This window comes from Thermopolyspora flexuosa (assembly GCF_006716785.1).
Lineage (GTDB): Bacteria > Actinomycetota > Actinomycetes > Streptosporangiales > Streptosporangiaceae > Thermopolyspora > Thermopolyspora flexuosa.
Window position 1 is genome coordinate 3,135,325 of the sequence record NZ_VFPQ01000001.1, and the last position, 17,766, is coordinate 3,153,090.

13 protein-coding genes and 1 tRNA gene are annotated in these 17,766 nt (G+C 70.1%); 6 read left to right on the forward strand and 8 right to left on the reverse strand.

Features of this window, described 5'->3' with window-relative positions:
- Window positions 1–24 precede the first annotated feature (24 nt).
- From coaE to polA, 5 genes are all read right to left on the reverse strand, one after another.
- Window positions 25–633, reverse strand: a complete 609-nt coding sequence (gene coaE, locus FHX40_RS13260; RefSeq protein ID WP_142259895.1) for a dephospho-CoA kinase — start codon at window positions 631–633, stop codon at window positions 25–27.
- Window positions 634–731: 98 nt separating this feature from the next.
- The gene (locus tag FHX40_RS13265) at window positions 732–1,205 is read right to left on the reverse strand and encodes a GNAT family N-acetyltransferase (protein ID WP_142259896.1); all 474 of its coding nucleotides are present in this window, start codon (window positions 1,203–1,205) and stop codon (window positions 732–734) included.
- A 123-nt stretch (window positions 1,206–1,328) separates the two neighbouring features.
- Window positions 1,329–2,771, reverse strand: a complete 1,443-nt coding sequence (rpsA, locus tag FHX40_RS13270; RefSeq protein WP_142259897.1) for a 30S ribosomal protein S1 — start codon at window positions 2,769–2,771, stop codon at window positions 1,329–1,331.
- 223 nt (window positions 2,772–2,994) lie between these two features.
- The gene (locus FHX40_RS13275) at window positions 2,995–4,122 is read right to left on the reverse strand and encodes a polysaccharide deacetylase family protein (protein ID WP_229788293.1); all 1,128 of its coding nucleotides are present in this window, start codon (window positions 4,120–4,122) and stop codon (window positions 2,995–2,997) included.
- Window positions 4,123–4,250: 128 nt separating this feature from the next.
- Window positions 4,251–6,947 carry a DNA polymerase I gene (polA, locus tag FHX40_RS13280; RefSeq protein WP_425329286.1) on the reverse strand — a complete coding sequence of 899 codons (2,697 nt, stop codon included), beginning with the start codon at window positions 6,945–6,947 and terminating at the stop codon, window positions 4,251–4,253.
- Between the two features lie 838 nt (window positions 6,948–7,785).
- Here polA and FHX40_RS13285 point away from each other — a divergent pair.
- The 4 genes from FHX40_RS13285 to FHX40_RS13300 are packed head-to-tail and all read left to right on the forward strand — an operon-like array spanning window position 7,786 to window position 11,901.
- Window positions 7,786–9,066 carry a branched-chain amino acid ABC transporter permease gene (locus FHX40_RS13285; protein WP_142261764.1) on the forward strand — a complete coding sequence of 427 codons (1,281 nt, stop codon included), beginning with the start codon at window positions 7,786–7,788 and terminating at the stop codon, window positions 9,064–9,066.
- A gap of 12 nt (window positions 9,067–9,078) precedes the next feature.
- Window positions 9,079–10,065: a branched-chain amino acid ABC transporter permease gene (locus tag FHX40_RS13290; protein WP_142259899.1), complete on the forward strand. Its 987-nt coding sequence runs from the start codon at window positions 9,079–9,081 to the stop codon at window positions 10,063–10,065.
- Window positions 10,055–11,068: an ABC transporter ATP-binding protein gene (locus FHX40_RS13295; RefSeq protein WP_142259900.1), complete on the forward strand. Its 1,014-nt coding sequence runs from the start codon at window positions 10,055–10,057 to the stop codon at window positions 11,066–11,068. Before FHX40_RS13290 ends, FHX40_RS13295 begins: the two co-directional genes overlap by 11 nt.
- 14 nt (window positions 11,069–11,082) lie before the next feature.
- Window positions 11,083–11,901 (forward strand): ABC transporter ATP-binding protein, encoded by an 819-nt coding sequence (locus FHX40_RS13300; RefSeq protein WP_142259901.1) that lies wholly within the window; start codon window positions 11,083–11,085, stop codon window positions 11,899–11,901.
- Window positions 11,902–12,601: 700 nt separating this feature from the next.
- On the opposite strand, the gene FHX40_RS13305 is transcribed toward FHX40_RS13300, so the two are convergent.
- Window positions 12,602–13,903, reverse strand: a complete 1,302-nt coding sequence (locus tag FHX40_RS13305) for an ABC transporter substrate-binding protein (protein ID WP_142259902.1) — start codon at window positions 13,901–13,903, stop codon at window positions 12,602–12,604.
- 200 nt (window positions 13,904–14,103) lie between these two features.
- Complete coding sequence (locus FHX40_RS13310; protein WP_142259903.1) at window positions 14,104–14,712, reverse strand: ANTAR domain-containing response regulator; 609 nt, start codon at window positions 14,710–14,712, stop codon at window positions 14,104–14,106.
- 124 nt (window positions 14,713–14,836) lie between these two features.
- On the opposite strand from FHX40_RS13310, the gene FHX40_RS13315 reads away from it, so the two are divergent.
- Window positions 14,837–14,910: transfer RNA gene (locus FHX40_RS13315), tRNA-Leu, on the forward strand.
- 56 nt (window positions 14,911–14,966) lie between these two features.
- Here the strand turns inward: FHX40_RS13315 and pyk are convergent.
- Window positions 14,967–16,397 (reverse strand): pyruvate kinase, encoded by a 1,431-nt coding sequence (gene pyk / locus FHX40_RS13320; RefSeq protein WP_142259904.1) that lies wholly within the window; start codon window positions 16,395–16,397, stop codon window positions 14,967–14,969.
- Between the two features lie 368 nt (window positions 16,398–16,765).
- Between pyk and FHX40_RS13325 the strand changes: the two genes are divergently transcribed.
- On the forward strand, window positions 16,766–17,758 hold the full coding sequence (locus FHX40_RS13325) for a hypothetical protein (protein ID WP_142259905.1): 993 nt from the start codon (window positions 16,766–16,768) through the stop codon (window positions 17,756–17,758).
- The last annotated feature ends 8 nt before the right edge of the window (window positions 17,759–17,766 follow it).

Genomic DNA, 17,766 nt, shown 5'->3' on the forward strand with positions numbered 1-17,766 from the left:
GTCGCGGGGCGCGGCGTGCCGGGCTCAGCGGCCCGCCGCCCGGGCCCGCAGCTCGTCCCAGACCTCGTCGACGCGGGCCTGCAGCTCCTCGAGCGTGCCCTCGTTGACGATCACGATGTCGGCCACCCGCAGCCGGTCCTCGCGGGTGGCCTGGGCGGCGATGCGGGCCTTGGCGTCGGCCTCGGACATGCCGCGCAGCCGGGTGAGCCGGTCGACGCGAATCTCGTCGGCCGCGTCCACCACGACCACCACCTCGTACTGCCCGGCCAGGTCGTTCTCCACGAGCAGCGGCACGTCGTAGACGACGATGGCGTCGTCCGGGGCGGCGTCCTGCAGCTCGGCGGCGCGGGCGGCGACGAGCGGGTGCACGATCGCGTTGAGCGCGGCGAGGCGCTCGGGGTCTGCGAAGACGATCGAGCCGAGCCGTGGCCGGTCGAGCGAGCCGTCCTCGCGCAGCACCTCGGGGCCGAACTCCTCGACCACGCGGGCGAGGCCGGGGGTGCCCGGCTCGACCACCTCACGGGCGATCCGGTCGGCGTCGATCACGATCGCGCCGTGCGCGGCGAGGCGCTTGGAGACCTCGCTCTTGCCCGAGCCGATGCCGCCGGTGAGCCCGACCTTCAGCGCCGCCATCGGCACCTCCACTCTCCTCGGGGCGCTCCGTCCGGGGGCGGTGCGCCACCGGTACGGCACTGCCGGCCGCCGGCGGCGGGCCCGCCGTGGCCGCACCGCTACCGGGGCGCGGGCGTGCGTTCCTTGCGCAGGTGCACGAGGGTGAGGTGGTCGTGCACGCGCTCCCGATGGGTCTCCCGGTAGCCGAGACGCCGGTACAGGCGCAGGTTGCCCTCCGACTGGTGGCCGGTGAACAGGGCGAACGCCTCGACCTCGGGCGGGGCCTCGGCCTCCAGCCGGGTCATCAGGGCGGTGCCGATGCCGCGGCGCTGCATGTCCGGGGCGACCACGAGGCGACCGACCAGCAGGGTGCGGTCCTGCGTCCGGCCGCGTACCGCGCCGACGACGCGGGTGCCGTCGAGCGCCTTGAGCACGAGCGCGGACTCGATCGCCGCGCGGAGCTGCGCCTCCGACTCGACCAGCGGGGCGATGAACGCGTCGCCGTAGAGCTGCGCCTCGGTGACGTAGGCGGCCCGCTGCACGGTGAGGATCTCGCCCGCGTCGGCGGGCTCCGCCCGGGTGATCTGGATCACCGGGCCACTGTACCGGGCGTGATCAACGGGCGGGAAGCCGGGTCCGGACGGCCGGTCCGGCCCCGCCCCATCCACCGGTCACGGGCCGAGCGTCGCGGGCTCGGCCCGTGACCGGGAGGGACGTCAGCTCTGGCCGCCGGAGAGCTTCTCGCGCAGCGCGGCGAGCGCCTCGTCGGAGGCGAGGGCACCACCCTGCGACTCGCCGGAGTAGGCCTGGGCCTCGGCCTCGGCGGCCTGGCGGCGGGCCTCCTCGATCTGCCGCTTGTGGGCCTCGTACCGGGCCTGGGCCTCGGCGTACTGCCGCTCCCACTCCTCACGCTGCTTCTCGTAGCCCGGGAGCCACTCGCCGGTCTCGGGGTCGAAGCCCTCGGGGTACTTGTAGTTGCCGTGCTCGTCGTACTCGGCCGCCATGCCGTACAGCGTGGGGTCGAACTCGATCTCCGAGCCGACGGCACCCTCGTTCGCCTGCTTCAGGGAGAGCGAGATGCGGCGGCGCTCCAGGTCGATGTCGATGATCTTGACGAAGATCTCGTCGCCGACCTGCACGACCTGCTCGGGGATCTCCACGTGGCGCTCGGCCAGCTCGGAGATGTGGACGAGGCCCTCGATGCCCTCCTCGACGCGGACGAACGCGCCGAACGGCACCAGCTTGGTGACCCGGCCGGGCACGACCTGCCCGATCTGGTGGGTCCGGGCGAACTGCTGCCACGGGTCCTCCTGGGTCGCCTTGAGCGAGAGCGACACGCGCTCGCGCTCCATGTCGACGTCGAGGACCTCGACCGTGACCTCCTGGCCGACCTCGACGACCTCGGAGGGGTGGTCGATGTGCTTCCAGGACAGCTCGGACACGTGCACCAGACCGTCCACGCCGCCCAGGTCGACGAACGCGCCGAAGTTGACGATCGACGAGACGACGCCCTTGCGGACCTGGCCCTTCTGCAGCGTGTTGAGGAAGGTCTGCCGGACCTCCGACTGGGTCTGCTCCAGCCAGGCGCGGCGGGACAGAACCACGTTGTTGCGGTTCTTGTCCAGCTCGATGATCTTCGCCTCGAGCTCACGGCCGACGTACGGCTGCAGGTCGCGGACCCGGCGCATCTCGACCAGCGACGCCGGCAGGAAGCCCCGCAGGCCGATGTCGAGGATGAGGCCGCCCTTGACGACCTCGATCACGGTGCCGGTGACGATGCCGTCCTCTTCCTTGATCTTCTCGATCGTGCCCCAGGCGCGCTCGTACTGGGCGCGCTTCTTGGACAGGATCAGACGGCCTTCCTTGTCCTCCTTCTGGAGGACGAGGGCCTCGATATGATCGCCGACCTCAACGACCTCGGCCGGGTCGACATCGTGCTTGATCGAGAGTTCACGCGAGGGGATGACGCCCTCGGTCTTGTAGCCGATGTCGAGCAAGACCTCGTCTCGATCGACCTTGACGACCGTGCCCTCGACGATGTCGCCGTCGTTGAAGTACTTGATGGTCTCGTCGATCGCGGCGAGGAAGGCCTCCTCGGAACCGATGTCGTTGACCGCTACCTGCGGGGTGTTCGAGGTGGCCTCGGTGCTGCTCGTCATGTGTGGAAGTGCTCCGAACGCGGACAGGATGTCGATGGTGGACGAATGCGCGGCGGACCCTTTTTCAGCCGAGGAAAGGGATCTTTTTTGACCCTGATCTATCGACGACCGAGCGCGAACCCGCTCCGTCCGAGGCACGCGCGAGCCCACAGCGCAGCGATCAGCATATGAGACGATCCCGCGCCGGGTCAATTCGAGCTCCGGCCTGGAGCCCACCACCGCTCTAGTAGGCCAGAATCCTCTTGGTCCGCTTTTGAGCGATATTACCCTGTAGCCTCTTCGGTATCGAGACGTGATCAGGATCGCCGTCGGACGTGTACCGCTTCGAGGGGTGCCTGTCGAGCCACTCCAGCCAGTACGCCGAGCACCATCTGCGACACTCGCCCCCCTTGCCGTTGGCCTGGATCCGCGGGATCTGCTGCGGCCGGAAGTCCTTGGAGTGCGGGGACGGGGCCGGTTCGGCACCCGCCAGGAACACACCGGAGAAATCATAGCGCGTGCCATCCCACGAGCCACGGTGCGCTGCGCGCCGGTTCTTCCGGCCCGGCAGGTTCCCGTACGGCAGCGCGAACGTGGCCGACGGCGGCGCGCCGAGCCGCCTCAGCAGCCGCTCCTGCCGCACGATCTCCTTGGCGATCTTGCGGCGGGACAGCCGGCGCAGGTCCGCGTGACCGTAGGTGTGGTTCGCCACCTCGAAGCCGTTGCGCACCAGCCAGCCCACCGCCTTCGCCTGGGCCTCCGGATCCTTGAGGCCGAACGGGTCGCGGTTCACCCAGAACGTCGCCACCGGCCGGAACCCGGGGTGGCGGCGGGCCACGTCGAGCAGCACGCCGACGGCGGTGTCCGGGTGCGGCCGCCCGGAGGCGTCGAGCGCGAAGTGGCCGGGCGTGCCGTCGTCGAAGGTGAGCACGACCGGGTGCGCCCCGGCCGGGATGTCGATCCGGCCGCTCGCGTACTCGGCCGCGGTGACCGGCACGTAGCCCGCCCGGGCGAGCCGCTCCAGCTCCTTGCGCAGCTGCTTCGGCGTGCGGTCGAGCGACGAGGTGCGCTTCTTGACGATCCGGTGGTACATGAGCACCGGAACCAGGCCGAGCTCGTTCGCCTTCGCCTTGCGCGCCGACTCCACGGTGGCGGTGAACCGCTTCCGCGGCGGCGCGTCCGCCGGCCCCGTGGCCTCGGCGCCCGGCTCACCGGCGCCGCCGCGCACGTCCGCGGGCCGGGCCCGCCCCCGGCCCGTGGCCTCGGTACGGGTCTCGTCGCCGCCGCCGGGCAGGAGCACGAGCGACGCGATGATCATCACGAGCACGTTGGCGATCGCGACACCGCGCGACGGACTCGCGGAACTCCGCACCCCGCTCCTTCAGGTTGACCGTGCGATGACCAACCATAGACCGGATCTTCACCAAAGGGGGCCGAACGAAAAACCTTGTGAAAAGGGCCATAAACCCGGTGGGAGCGGGATTTTCGCGGCGCGGTGGATCAGTGCCCGGCGTCCTCCCAGGTACGCCCGACGCCGATCGAGACCTCCAGCGGCACCCGCAGCTTGTAGGCGCCGCCCATGCGGGCGATCACGATCTCGCGCAGCCGGTCGAGCTCGCCGGGGGCGACCTCGAACACCAGCTCGTCGTGGACCTGGAGCAGCATGCGCGAGCGCATGCCCTCCTCCCGCAGCGCCTCGGTCACGTGCAGCATGGCGATCTTGATGATGTCGGCCGCGGACCCCTGGATGGGCGCGTTGAGCGCCATGCGCTCGGCCATCTCCCGGCGCTGCCGGTTGTCGCTGGTGAGGTCGGGCAGGTAGCGGCGGCGGCCGAGGATCGTCTCGGTGTACCCGTCCTTGCGGGCCTGGGCGACCACCGCCTCCAGGTAGTCGCGCACGCCGCCGAACTCCTCGAAGTACTCCTCCTTCAGCGCGCGGGCCTCGGCCACCGGGATGTTGAGCTGCCCGGCGAGCCCGAAGTCCGACAGGCCGTAGGCGAGGCCGTAGTTCATCGCCTTGATCCGCGCCCGCAGCTCGCCGTCCACCTGCTCGGGCGGCAGGTCGAACACCCGGGCGGCGGTGGCCGCGTGGAAGTCGTGCCCGGACTCGAACGCGGCGATCAGCGACTCGTCGCCGGACAGGTGCGCCATGATGCGCAGCTCGATCTGGCTGTAGTCGGCGGTGAGCAGGGTCTCGTAGCCCTCGCCCACGGTGAAGCCCTGCCGGATGCGGCGGCCCTCCGCGGTGCGGATCGGGATGTTCTGCAGGTTGGGCTTCTCCGAGCTGAGCCGGCCGGTCGCGGCCCGGGTCTGGTTGAAGGTGGTGTGGATGCGGCCGTCGTCGCCGATCTCCTTGATCAGGCCCTCGACCGTGGTGCGCAGCTTGGTCTGGTCCCGGTGGCGCAGCAGGATCACCGGGAGCTCGTGGTCGGTCTGCGTGGCGAGCCAGGCGAGCGCGTCCGCGTCCGTGGTGTAGCCGGTCTTGATCTTCTTGGTCTTCGGCAGGCCGAGCCTGACGAAGAGGATCTCCTGGAGCTGCTTGGTGGAGCCGAGGTTGAACTGCTCGCCCACCACCCGGTGGGCCTCCTCGACCGCCTGCTTCACCGCCGCGGCGAACTCGGCCTCGAGCTTGACGAGGTAGTCCCGGTCCGCGGCGATGCCCGTGCGCTCCATCTCCGCGAGCACCCGCTGCAGCGGCAGCTCCACCTCGCGCAGCAGCCGGATGCCGCCGCGCGGCTCCAGGTACGCCTCGAGGGCGTCGGCGAGCTCGCGTACCGCCCGCGCCCGCACCGCGAGGTTCTCGGCCACGTCCTCGGCGGGGTCGTCGAACAGGGCGGCCTGGCCGTTGGTCTCGGCCGTGGCGCGCAGCTCGCGATGCAGGTACCGGAGCACGAGGTCCTCGAGCGGGAACGACGCCTGGCCGGGCAGCGCCAGGTAGGCGGCGAGCGCGGTGTCGCAGGTGAGGCCGCGCAGGTCGAGCCCGTGCGCCCACAGCGCGAGCAGCGGGCCCTTGGCGTCGTGCACCGCCTTGGGCCGGTTCTCGTCGGCCAGCCAGTCGTGCAGCGCCCGCTGGTCGGCCGGGGTGAGCGTGGTCATGTCGAGGTAGGCGGCGGCGTCGCCGGGGGTGGCGATCGCGAGCGCGTCGACGCGCCCGGTGCCGCTGCCCCACGACCCCTGTACGGCGAGGCCGGCCCGGCCCTCGGGCAGCTTCGCCAGCCAGTCCGCCACCTCGTCGGGCCCGAGCACGGTCAGCTCGACCTCGAAGCCCCCGTCGGCCGCGGGCTCGGCGTCGGGGGTGCCCAGCACCTTGAACAGCCGGTCGCGCAGCTCGCCGCGGAACTGCAGCGTGTCGAGCAGCTTGTGCACGCCCTCCCGGTCGAACGGGCCGCGCCTGAGGTCCTCGATCTCCACGTCGAGAGGCACGTCCCGGCGCAGCTCGGTGAGCTGCCGGTTCTGGATCACCTGGCCGAGGTGCTCGCGCAGCCGCTCGCCGGCCTTGCCCTTGACCTCGTCGACCCGCCTGACCAGCTCGTCCAGCGAGCCGAACTCCCGGATCCACTTGGCCGCGGTCTTCTCCCCCACCCCCGGGATGCTCGGCAGGTTGTCGCTGGGGTCGCCCCGCAGCGCGGCGAAGTCGGGGTACTGCGCCGGGGTCAGGCCGTACTTCGCCTCGACCTCCTCGGGGGTGAAGCGGGTCATGTCGCTGATGCCGCGCCGGGTCATCAGCACGGTCACCTTGTCGCTGACCAGCTGCAGGTTGTCCCGGTCGCCGCTGACGATCAACACGTCCATGCCCTGCGCGGCGGCGCGGGTGGCCAGCGTCGCGATCAGGTCGTCGGCCTCGTACCCGGCGACCGACAGGCGGGGGATGCGCAGCGTGTCGAGCATCTCGAAGATGAGGCTCATCTGGCCGCGGAAGTCCTCGGGGGTCTCCTGCCGGTTCGCCTTGTACGCCTCGTAGGACTCGTGCCGGAAGGTCGGCTCGGACCGGTCGAAGCACACCGCGACATTGCTCGGCCGCTCGTCGCGCAGCAGGTTCACCAGCATGGAGGTGAACCCGTACACCGCCTCGGTGTGCTGACCGTCGGTGGTGACGAGGTTCGCGTCCTTCAGCGCGTAGAACGCGCGGTAGGCCAGGGAGTGCCCGTCGAGCAGCATGAGGCAGTCGCGGGCGGGAGTCGCTTCGGTCTTCGGCACATGTGCAGCCTAGTCCGCCGGACCGACAGAAACGCCGAGGTCGGCGAAGCGGGACCCCCGGGGCGGGTACGGCACCGCCGTCACGGCGGCCCCGGCTCCCCCGCTTTCCCCACCGATATGCGGCGATCCCTATTTGTCACTGATATTGCATGCACAGCACGATGATCGGCGCCGCGGTGCGCCCGCACGCGAGGCGATCAACGAGCGGATCATTTCGATGCGGCGCGACCGCCGGCGATTCCCAGTGTGCTCCCTGCGGGCTCCCGGTGTGCGCTCGTCACGCGCCCGCGCCGCCGTTCCGTCCGCGGAGGCGCGGTCGCCGCTCTTGGCCGCGCATCCACGCAACGGAACACCGGCCAACGCGAGGTCCGGAGAGCGCATCCGACACACTGTCACATACATCATCAAACATCGCAATAGGTGCCGCATTCTCCGCGGCGAACGACGCCGCGATCACCACTCACCGGCCGCCGGGCCGTGCCACCGCCGGCGACCGCGGATCACGGTCCCGCCCCCGATCACGCCGTGGATCGCGCGCCACCGGCGCGCCGGCTCCGCCCGCCCCGGGATCCCGCCCGCCCGCCGTCCGCGCGGCCCGGGCACCGTTCATGACACTCTGTCGCGTTCCATGCCCGGACATGTAGCGCGGACCCCTCTGACCTGGATATTTTTTTGCTCACGCCCGAGAAACACCCTGGTCACCGATCGGTGACGACTGGTTCGAAATCGGGCGACGCGGCATTATGCTCCGCGACGTCATCGCATACTCGTGCGACGTGGCATGTTCCGGGGGCTCACCCCACCATGACCTAATGAGGGAGCACCATTGCGCAGAGCCGTGATCGCGTTCACGGCCTTCCTGGGTGGACTCATCTTCCTGCTCGCGTCCGGCACCCCTGCGGCGTGGGCCGAGGACGAGAGCCTGAGGGGCACACTCCAATACCAAGGCCGACCAGTCGACGGCGTGAAAATCAGCGTGGCGTCCGAGGATGGGCAACCCATCGGAGAGGCCACGACCGCAGCCGACGGCAAGTGGGAGATCCCGCTCCCCGGACCGGGGACGTACAAGGTCACCATCGACCAGTCGACGCTCCCTCCCGACCTTGAGCTGCGGTTCAAGGATCGGGCGACGCTGACGCTCTCCGTCTCCGAGGACCAGCAGCGCACCGCGCTGTTCGCGCTGGTCCCCAAGGGAGAGGCCGCTGATTCCGGGGGGCAGGCGGCCGCGGAACCCTCCATGTGGCAACGGGCGGCCCAGCTCGCCTTCGAGGGACTCAACCTGGGCCTCATCATCGCGCTCGCCGCGATGGGCCTGTCGCTCATCTTCGGCACCACCGGCCTCACCAACTTCGCCCACGGCGAGCTGCTCACCCTCGGCGCGTTGATCGCCTACTTCTTCAACGTGACGGTCGGGCTCCACCTCATCCCCGCCGCGATCATCGCGGTGATCCTGGGCGGGGTGCTCGGCTACGCACAGGACCGGTTCTTCTGGGGCAGGCTGCGCAAGCGCGGCACCAGCCTCATCGCCATGATGATCATCTCGATCGGACTGGCGCTGTTCCTCCGCAACCTGTTCCTGTTCCTGTTCGGCGGTGAGGGCGCGCCGTACGCCGACTACAACGCCCAGCAGGGCATCCAGATCGGGCCGATCTCGGCGACGCCGAAGAACCTGTGGGCCATGGCGATCGAGATCACGGTGCTGGTGATCGTGGCGCTCGCCCTGCTCAAGACCCGCACCGGCAAGGCGGCCCGGGCGGTGGCCGACAACCCGGCGCTCGCCGCCTCCTCCGGCATCAACGTGGACCGGGTGATCCGCACCATCTGGACGGTCGGCGGCGCCGTCGCCGCGCTCGCCGGGATCATGCTGGGGCTCTCCCAGAACCTCAACTACCAGATGGGCTTCCACATCCTGCTGCTCATCTTCGCCGGCGTCACGCTCGGCGGCCTGGGCACCGCGTTCGGCGCCCTGGTCGGCTCGCTCGTGGTGGGCCTGTTCATCCAGCTCTCCACGCTCTGGGTGCCCACCGAGCTGAAGACCGTCGGCGCCCTGCTGGTGCTCATCCTCGTCATGCTCTTCAGGCCGCAGGGCATCCTGGGCCGACGCGAGCGCATCGGCTGATCGGAGACGTCCGTGGACTGGAACACCATCCTCGTCACCACGGTGGAGGCCGCGGTCAACTGGGAGACCGTGGTCTACGCACTCGCCGCCATCGGGATCAACATCCAGTTCGGCTATGCCGGGCTGCTCAACTTCGGCCAGGCCGCCTTCCTCGGCGTCGCCGCGTACGGCATGGCGGTCACCGTCGCCACCTTCAACCTGCCGTTCTGGCTCGGCATCGTCATCGGCCTGGTGGCCACCGTGCTGCTCGCCCTCCTGCTGGGCATACCCACGCTGCGGCTGCGCGCGGACTACCTCGCCATCGCCACGATCGCGGCCGCCGAGATCATCCGGCTGATCTTCCGCTCGGTGACGTTCTCCGACATCTTCGGGGGCTCCGACGGCCGCCAGGGCTTCGCCGGCGAGTTCTTCGCGATGAACCCCTACCCCCGCGGTGAGTACGGCATCGGCCCGTTCGGGTTCAACGAGCGGGTGATGTGGGTGCTCACCGTCGGCTGGATCCTCGTCGCGCTCGCCCTCACCCTCGTCTATCTGCTGATGAAGAGCCCGTGGGGCCGCGTGCTCAAGGCGATCCGGGAGGACGAGGACGCGGTGCGGAGCCTCGGCAAGAACGTGTTCGCCTACAAGATGCAGGCCCTGATCCTCGGCGGCCTGATCGGCTGCTTCGGCGGGTTCATCTTCGCGCTCAGCCAGGCCTCGGTGCAGCCGGACCTGTTCGGCACCGAGCTCACCTTCTACGCCTACACGATCGTCATCCTCGGCGGCGCGGCCCGCGTGTTCAGCCCGGTCGTCGGCGCGATGATCTTCTGGGTCCTGCTGGTCTTCCTCGGCAACACGCTCAGCGAGATGGTGGGCGCCGGCATGATCCCGTTCATGAACGTGAACCAGGTCGGCCCGGTGCGGTTCATGCTGGTCGGCCTCGGTCTGATGCTGCTGCTCATCTTCCGGCCGCAGGGTATCTTCGGGGACAAGAGGGAGATCGCACTCAATGCACGCTGACCAGAAGGCGGGCGGCGAGGCCGCCGCGCTCACTCCCCGCAAGGCCGCGGCGCTGAAGGCGTTCGAAGGGCTGCCGCACGAGCCCGGTGTCCCCAAGCCCGACCCGATCCTCGTGGTCGACAAGGTGGTCCGCCGGTTCGGCGGTCTCACCGCGGTGAACGTCGACCACCTGGAGATCCAGCGCGGCTCGATCACCGCGCTGATCGGGCCCAACGGCGCCGGCAAGACCACGTTCTTCAACCAGCTCACCGGGTTCGACACCGCCGACTCGGGCACCTGGACGTTCAACGGCAAGCGGATGAACGGCCTGCCCGCCCACCGGGTGGCCCGGGCGGGCATGGTGCGCACCTTCCAGCTCACCAAGGCGCTGTCGAAGCTGACGGTGCTGGAGAACATGCGGCTCGGCGCCCAGGGGCAGCGCGGCGAGCGCTTCTTCCAGTCGCTCATCCCCGCGCTGTGGCGGCGCCAGGAGGAGGAGATCACCCGGCGCGCCGAGGAGCTGCTCGAGCGGTTCAAGCTCGCCGCCAAGCGCGACGACTTCGCCGGCTCGCTCTCCGGCGGTCAGCGCAAGCTGCTGGAGATGGCCCGGGCCCTCATGGTCGAGCCCGAGATGATCATGCTCGACGAGCCGATGGCCGGCGTGAACCCGGCGCTCACCCAGTCGCTGCTCGGCCACGTCAAGGACCTGCGCGAGCAGGGCATGACCGTGCTGTTCGTCGAGCACGACATGGACATGGTGCGCGACATCAGCGACTGGGTCGTCGTCATGGCGCAGGGCGCGGTCATCGCCGAGGGCCCGCCGGAGACGATCATGTCGGACGAGCGCGTCATCGACGCCTACCTGGGCGCCCACCACGACGCCCCGCTCTCGGTCGAGGAGGAAGAGGAGCAGCTCCACGAGGCCGAGGCCGAGCTGGAGGCCGAGGCGGGCGTCACCCACGAGGACGGCCCGGCGGCGAGCCCGGACCGGGCCGAGGAGAACGTGAAGGAGCGGGCCGAGTGAGCGAGGAGTCCACCATGACGCCTGAACCCGAGGCGCGGAACGCCGGCGCGGCCGCCACGGCGAAGTCCTCGGCCGCCGTCACCGACCGCTCCGAGCACCTGGCGGGGGCCGAGAACGCCCTGCTGCGCTGCGACGAGCTGTACGCGGGCTACCTGCCCGGCGTGAACATCCTCAACGGCGCCGACCTGTACGTGAAGCCGGGCGAGCTGATCGGCATCATCGGCCCCAACGGCGCCGGCAAGTCGACCCTGCTGAAGACGATCTTCGGGCTCGTCCCCGTCCGCAGCGGCACGGTCCGGCTCAAGGGCGAGGACATCACCAACCTCAAGGCGCACGACCTGGTGGCCCGGGGCGTGGGCTACGTCCCGCAGACGAACAACGTCTTCCCCAGCCTCACCATCGAGGAGAACCTGGAGATGGGCGCCTTCCAGGTGCCCAAGAAGTTCAAGGAGCGCTTCGAGTTCGTCTGCGAGATCTTCCCGGCGCTCGCCGAGCGGCGCAAGCAGCGGGCCGGCTCGCTCTCGGGCGGTGAGCGGCAGATGGTCGCCATGGCCCGGGCGCTGATGACCGAGCCGTCGGTGCTGCTGCTCGACGAGCCGTCGGCGGGCCTCTCGCCCAAGCTCCAGGACCTGGTGTTCATCCAGGCCCAGAAGATCAACCGCGCGGGCGTCACCGTGATCATGGTGGAGCAGAACGCCCGCCGCTGCCTGCAGATCTGTCACCGGGGCTACGTGCTCGACCAGGGCCGCAACGCCTACATGGCGAGCGGCCGCGAGCTGATCAACGACCCCAAGGTGATCGAGCTCTACCTCGGCACCCTCGCCAGGGTCTGAATTCGCACCACATCGCGAGAACGCCCCGCCCGCGCGGCGGGGCGTTCTCGTGTTCCGGCCTCCGCCGTACCGGCGCGTCCTGCCGGCCGTACGGCACGTCCTCTCGCTGACTCGGCGAGACATGCCGCCCCCGCCGAAGGCTCTCAGGCCGGCGCTGCGGCGCCGTGGCGCGGGGCGGGGCAGGAGAACCGGCCAGGAGCGACATACACGTCAGATGGCCGCAGAGAGCTTGATACATGCCAATTGCGGCGAACGGAGCATACCGGTCTCGCGTTCCGAGCCCGCCGTACCGGCGCGTCCTCGGCGGGTACGGCCGTGCCTCACCCTGCCCAGGGGAGGGCACGGGTGCTGCGGCGCCGTCACGCGGCGGTGCACAGCGGGTCCGGTGCGGCGGCCGAGGCCGATGCGTCCGCGGCGGGCCGACGTGCACAGGCCTCTCCCCTATCCCGGCCCCGGCCGTTCCGCCGGTCGTGCCTCCTCGCCGTTTCCCCTCAGCGTGTCCCCGCCGTGTCCCAACGCCGTCCCGACCGGCCCACCGCCATGTCTCCCACCCGGAGACCGCGTCGCCGGGCCGCCGGCTCCCCCACGGCATCGGGACGAGGCCCGCGACGGCCGCGCGGCCGAGACGACGACAGGGCCCCGACCCTTGCGGATCGGGGCCCGTCTCTGAGATCAGGGGGTTCGACGTACGACCGTCGGATCAGCCGTCGATCTTGCCGGTCTTGTAGTCGATGTTCTTGACCTCGTTGTTCTCGTCGTACTGGTAGATGCCGATCGTGGCCTCGGCCGGGTCACCGGCGGCGTTGAACTCGATCGGACCGCTCACGCCGTCGTAGTCGAAGTCCTTGCCCTGGTCGAGCAGCGCCTTGCAGGACTTGAAGTCGTTGCACTTCTCGCCGCCGGAGCTGACCTCCTGGAGCTTGGCCGCGATGTCCTTCGGCGCGTCGCTCTTGGCGAGCTCGGCCGCGAGGGCGATCAGGTTCGCCGCGTCGTAGGACTCAGGGCCGTAGTTCCAGTCCTTCAGCTTGGGGTCGACCGTGAGCATCCGCTTCCGGAACTCCTCCGGAGCCGCCGCGCCGGGCTGGGTGCCCTTGGCGCCCTTCAGCGTGCCCTTCGGGAACCCGTCGGGGCCGGTGCCGTAGTTCGACAGGTTGCCGTCGACGAAGTACCAGGCCACCTTGTCGGTGGTGAGGCCCTGCTTCACCAGCTCCGGCACGATCTTCTTGGTCTCGTCGAAGCCGATGAGCGCGATGGCCTTCGGGTTCGCCGCCTTGATCTTGGCGACGTCGGCGGAGTACTCGGCCGCCTTCGGGTCGTAGATGACCTTCTCGACGACCTGGCCGCCGCCGGCCTCGATCGTCTTCTGGGTGTTGTCGGCGAGACCCGTGCCGTAGGCGTCCTGGAGGGCGAGGATGCCGACGGTGTCGTGGCCGTCGGAGAGGATCAGGTCACCGAGGACGCGGCCCTGCAGGACGTCCGGCGGCGCGGTGCGGAAGTAGAGGCCGTTGTCGTTGTAGGTGGTGAACTGGTCCGAGGTGTTGGCCGGGGACATCTGGATGACGCCCGCGCCGGTGATCTTGTCGATCACCGTGAGCGACACCGAGGACGAGGCGGCGCCAATGATCGCGTCAACCTTCTGCTGCAGCAGCTTGTCGACCGACTGCGAGGCGATGTTCGTGGAGGTGTCGCCCGAGTCGGTGTCGATCAGCACGACCTCCTTGCCGAGCACACCGCCGGCCTCGTTGATCTCGTTGACCGCGAGCCTCACGCCGGCGAACTCGGGCGGACCGAGGAACGCAAGCGAACCGGTCGACGGCAGCAGGGTGCCAATGGTCAGGGTGCCGTCGCCCTGGGCCGCGGCAGGAGCGGAAGATGCCGGCGCGGACGACGCACCCGCCGCCGGCTCAGCGGCATCTTCGCCACCACCGCTACAGGCCGCCAGGGCAAGGCTTGCAGCCGCCGTTACGGCCAGCAAACGCCCAAAGGGGGCAATGCGGATCATGAAGTATCTCCTTCATCCAGGCCGGGGAATGCGTCAGCGCTGCCGACCCGTCCCGATCGAACGCTCGCAAGCTATAAAACCGGCCGGGCTTTCGGCCAGATCTGCACGCGAACTGTGGACGGTTGGATGCGGAGTCGTAATAAGGTCTCAACTTACCCAGCGCGACCCCTCTGACCTGGGAAGCTGTGGCGTTCCTGCGATCACTTCCGCGGGGCGTCCACGGCGTCCCCGCGGCCGGTCGCCCCGTCGATCACCATCTGCGCCACCTGCCGCATGCTGGTCCGCCGGTCCATCGACGCCTTCTGGATCCAGCGGAACGCCTGCGGCTCGGTCCACCCGTGCTCGGCCATGAGCAGGCCTTTCGCGCGTTCCACGAGCTTGCGGGTCTCCAGCCGCTCGGTGAGGGTGGTCACCTCCTTCTCCAGCGCGATGATCTCCTCGTGGCGGCTGATCGCCATCTCGATCGCGGGCACCAGGTCGGATTTGGTGAACGGCTTGACCAGGTAGGCCATGGCGCCGGCGTCCCGGGCCCGCTCGACCAGCTCACGCTGGGAGAAGGCGGTGAGGATGAGACAGGGGGCGATGCGCTCGGATACGATCCGCTCGGCGGCCGAGATACCGTCAAGGATCGGCATCTTGACGTCCAAAATCACCAAATCGGGGCGCAGCTCTTCGGCCAGCTTGACCGCGCTCTCACCGTCACCGGCCTCCCCGACGACGATGTATCCGTCCTCTTCCAGCATCTCTTTCAGGTCGAGGCGGATCAGCGCCTCATCTTCCGCGATCACTACTCGCCGTGGAGAACTCACGAGCCAAAGGGTACCGATGTCCGGTAGATTAGGTACACGTCGGTCCGGCCCAGGAAGCGTGGTGACCTGGTAGAGTCGTCAAGCGATCTTGGCCCGGCGGCGGTATTCGTCACAGCGGGTTATGGCCCCGGTATCCCAATTGGCAGAGGATGCGGATTCAAAACCCGTAAAGTGTGGGTTCGACTCCCACCCGGGGCACATTCGGCAAAGCCCGTCCGGTCACTTCCGGACGGGCTTTACGTTGCCCGGGCGGCTCAGCGGGCGTGCGACACGGCCGAACCGATGACGTGGACGCGCAGCGCGTTGGTCGAGCCGGGGTTGCCGGGCGGGGAGCCGGCCACGATGACGACCTTGTCACCTTTCTCACATCGGCCGAGCGAGAGCAGCGCGGACTCGACCTGGCGGACCATGTCGTCCGTGTGGTAGACGAACGGCACCTGGAAGGTCTCCACACCCCAGGTGAGCGCGAGCTGGCCGCGCACCTCCGGCGAGGAGGTGAAGGCGAGCAGCGGGATCGGCGAGCGGTAGCGGGCGAGCCGCCGCGCCGTCTCACCGGACATGGTGAACGCACACAGGGCCTTGGCCCCCACGATCGCCCCCACCTCGGCCGCGGCACGGGCGATCGCGCCGCCGGTGGTCTCCGGCATCCGGGTGATGGTGTGGGTGGACTGGAGCGTGGCCCGCTCGGCCTCGCGGGCGATCCGGTCCATGGTCTGCACCGCCTCGACCGGATAGTTGCCCACCGAGGTCTCGCCGGAGAGCATCACCGCGTCCGCGCCGTCGATCACCGCGTTCGCGACGTCGGACACCTCGGCGCGGGTGGGCCGGGGGGCGTGCATCATCGAGTCGAGCATCTGGGTCGCCACGATGACCGGGTGGGCCTTCTCCCGGCACAGCTCGATGGCACGCTTCTGCACGAGCGGCACCTGCTCCAGCGGCAGCTCGACGCCGAGATCGCCACGGGCCACCATGATGCCGTCGAAGGCGTCGACGATCTCCTCGAGCCGCTCCACCGCCTGCGGCTTCTCGATCTTCGCCAGGAGCGGTACCCGTACCGCCTCCTCGTCCATGATCGCGCGCACCAGGTCGGCGTCCTCCGGGCTGCGCACGAACGAGAGCGCGATCAAATCGAAGCCGGTGCGCAGCGCCCAGCGCAGGTCCTCCTCGTCCTTGGGCGTGAGGGCGGGCGCGCTCACCGCGACACCGGGCAGGTTGAGACCCTTGTTGTCGGAGATCATGCCGCCGACCAGCACGCGGGTGCGCACCCGGGGCCCGTCCACGTCGGTGACCTCGAGCGTCATGCGGCCGTCGTCGACGAGGATCCGGTCGCCGGGCTTGACGTCGTTGGGCAGCCCTTCGTACGTCGTGGAGACCTGCTCGCGGTCACCGGGCACGTCCTCGGTCGTGATCGTGAACACGTCTCCGTAGCCGAGGCGCACCGGCCCCTCGGCGAAGCGGCCCACGCGGATCTTCGGACCCTGCAGGTCGGCGAGCACGCCGACGGCACGGCCGTGCAGCTCGGCGGCCTTGCGAACCCGATCGTAGATCTCCTTGTGCTGCTCATGCGTGCCGTGGCTCAGGTTGAACCGGGCCACGTCCATGCCTGCAGCGACGAGCTCGTTCAGCCGCTCCTGCGAGGATGTGGCGGGGCCGAGTGTGCAGACGATTTTTGCGCGACGAGTCACGGAGTAAAGCCTAAATGGTCCAGACCACTAGGGTGACGCGCTCGGGCAAGCAGGCTGCCAAAATGTCATGACGTGCCCCTTCCCGCCACCCCGGTGACGATCTAGCCTGCCTACAGCGGCGGCGCTGACCGGCGGGTCGCGGCGCCCACCACCGTCTTCCCGGAGAGGCGCCCGGCATGCACCCGGTCAGGCACACCGTGCGGAAGCCCGCTCCGCACGTTCCCCGAACACCCCTCTGGCACGTCGTCCTGGCGTCCGTGGCCGCTCTCGCGCATTCGGTCGTGCACGCATGCACGAGAGCCCGCCCGCGCCCGCTCACGGCGGCGCTGGGAGCCGCCCGCGCCGCCTTCCGCGGCGTCGCACCGGCGATGCCCCGCACGATGCCCGGCACCGTGCTCCGCACGGTGTCCCAGTCCGTGCTCCGCACGGCATCCAAGTCCGTGCTCCGCACAGCATCCAAGTCCGTGCTCCGCACAGCATCCAAGTCCGTGCTCCGCACGGTGCTCACCGGGTCGCTCGTGGTCGCGGCCCTGGCCGCCTGCACCGGCCCCGCCGCCGAGCAGCCGGGCGAGGCGTCTCCGCCGCCCGGGCTGTCGGTGAGCCTGGCGCAGTGGCGCGCGGACGAGGCCGACCACCAGGTGTCGGTGGCGGTCCGCAACGACTCGGCCACGCCGGTCCACTTCGCCCGCGTCCGGCTCGTCACCGAGTCGTTCCGCACCCTCCCGCCGCACCCGGTCGGCACCACGCTCGGCCGTACCCCGCGCACCGACCTGCGCATCCCGTACGGCGAGGCCGTCTGCCCGTCCGACCGAATCCCGCCGGTACGGCCCGCCGCGATCGTCGCCGACCTGCGCGTCGGCGACGGCCCCGAGCGGCGCGTGCGCTTCCCCCTGCCGCATCCCGACCCGCTGCTGACACGCCTGGTGCGCGAGGAGTGCGGCGCCCAGCTCCTCCGGCGGAGGATCGACATCGCCTTCGGCGAGTCCTGGACCCGGGTGCGCACGTCCGGGCGGGACGCGCTGCGCGGCGTCCTGCGGATCGAGCGCCGGTCCGGGAACGAGGCGATCGAGATCGTCGAGCTCGGCGCGACCACGAACTTCGCGCTGCTGGCGGCCTCCGGGCGGTCCCGCCCGGTCGCGGTGCTGCCCGCGGGGACGCCCCGCCTGGAGCTGGCCGTCCTGGTCACCCCGGCCCGCTGCGACCCGCACGCCTTCGCCGAGGCGAAGAAGGCCCACCTGTTCCCGATCCGCGCCGCGGCGGGCGGCGGCGACCCGCTCTGGCTCGTCGCCTCGCCGCCGCCACACGTGCGGACGCTGTTCACCGAGCACGCGCGCCAGGCCTGCGGCCTGCCCGGCGCCTGACCCACGGG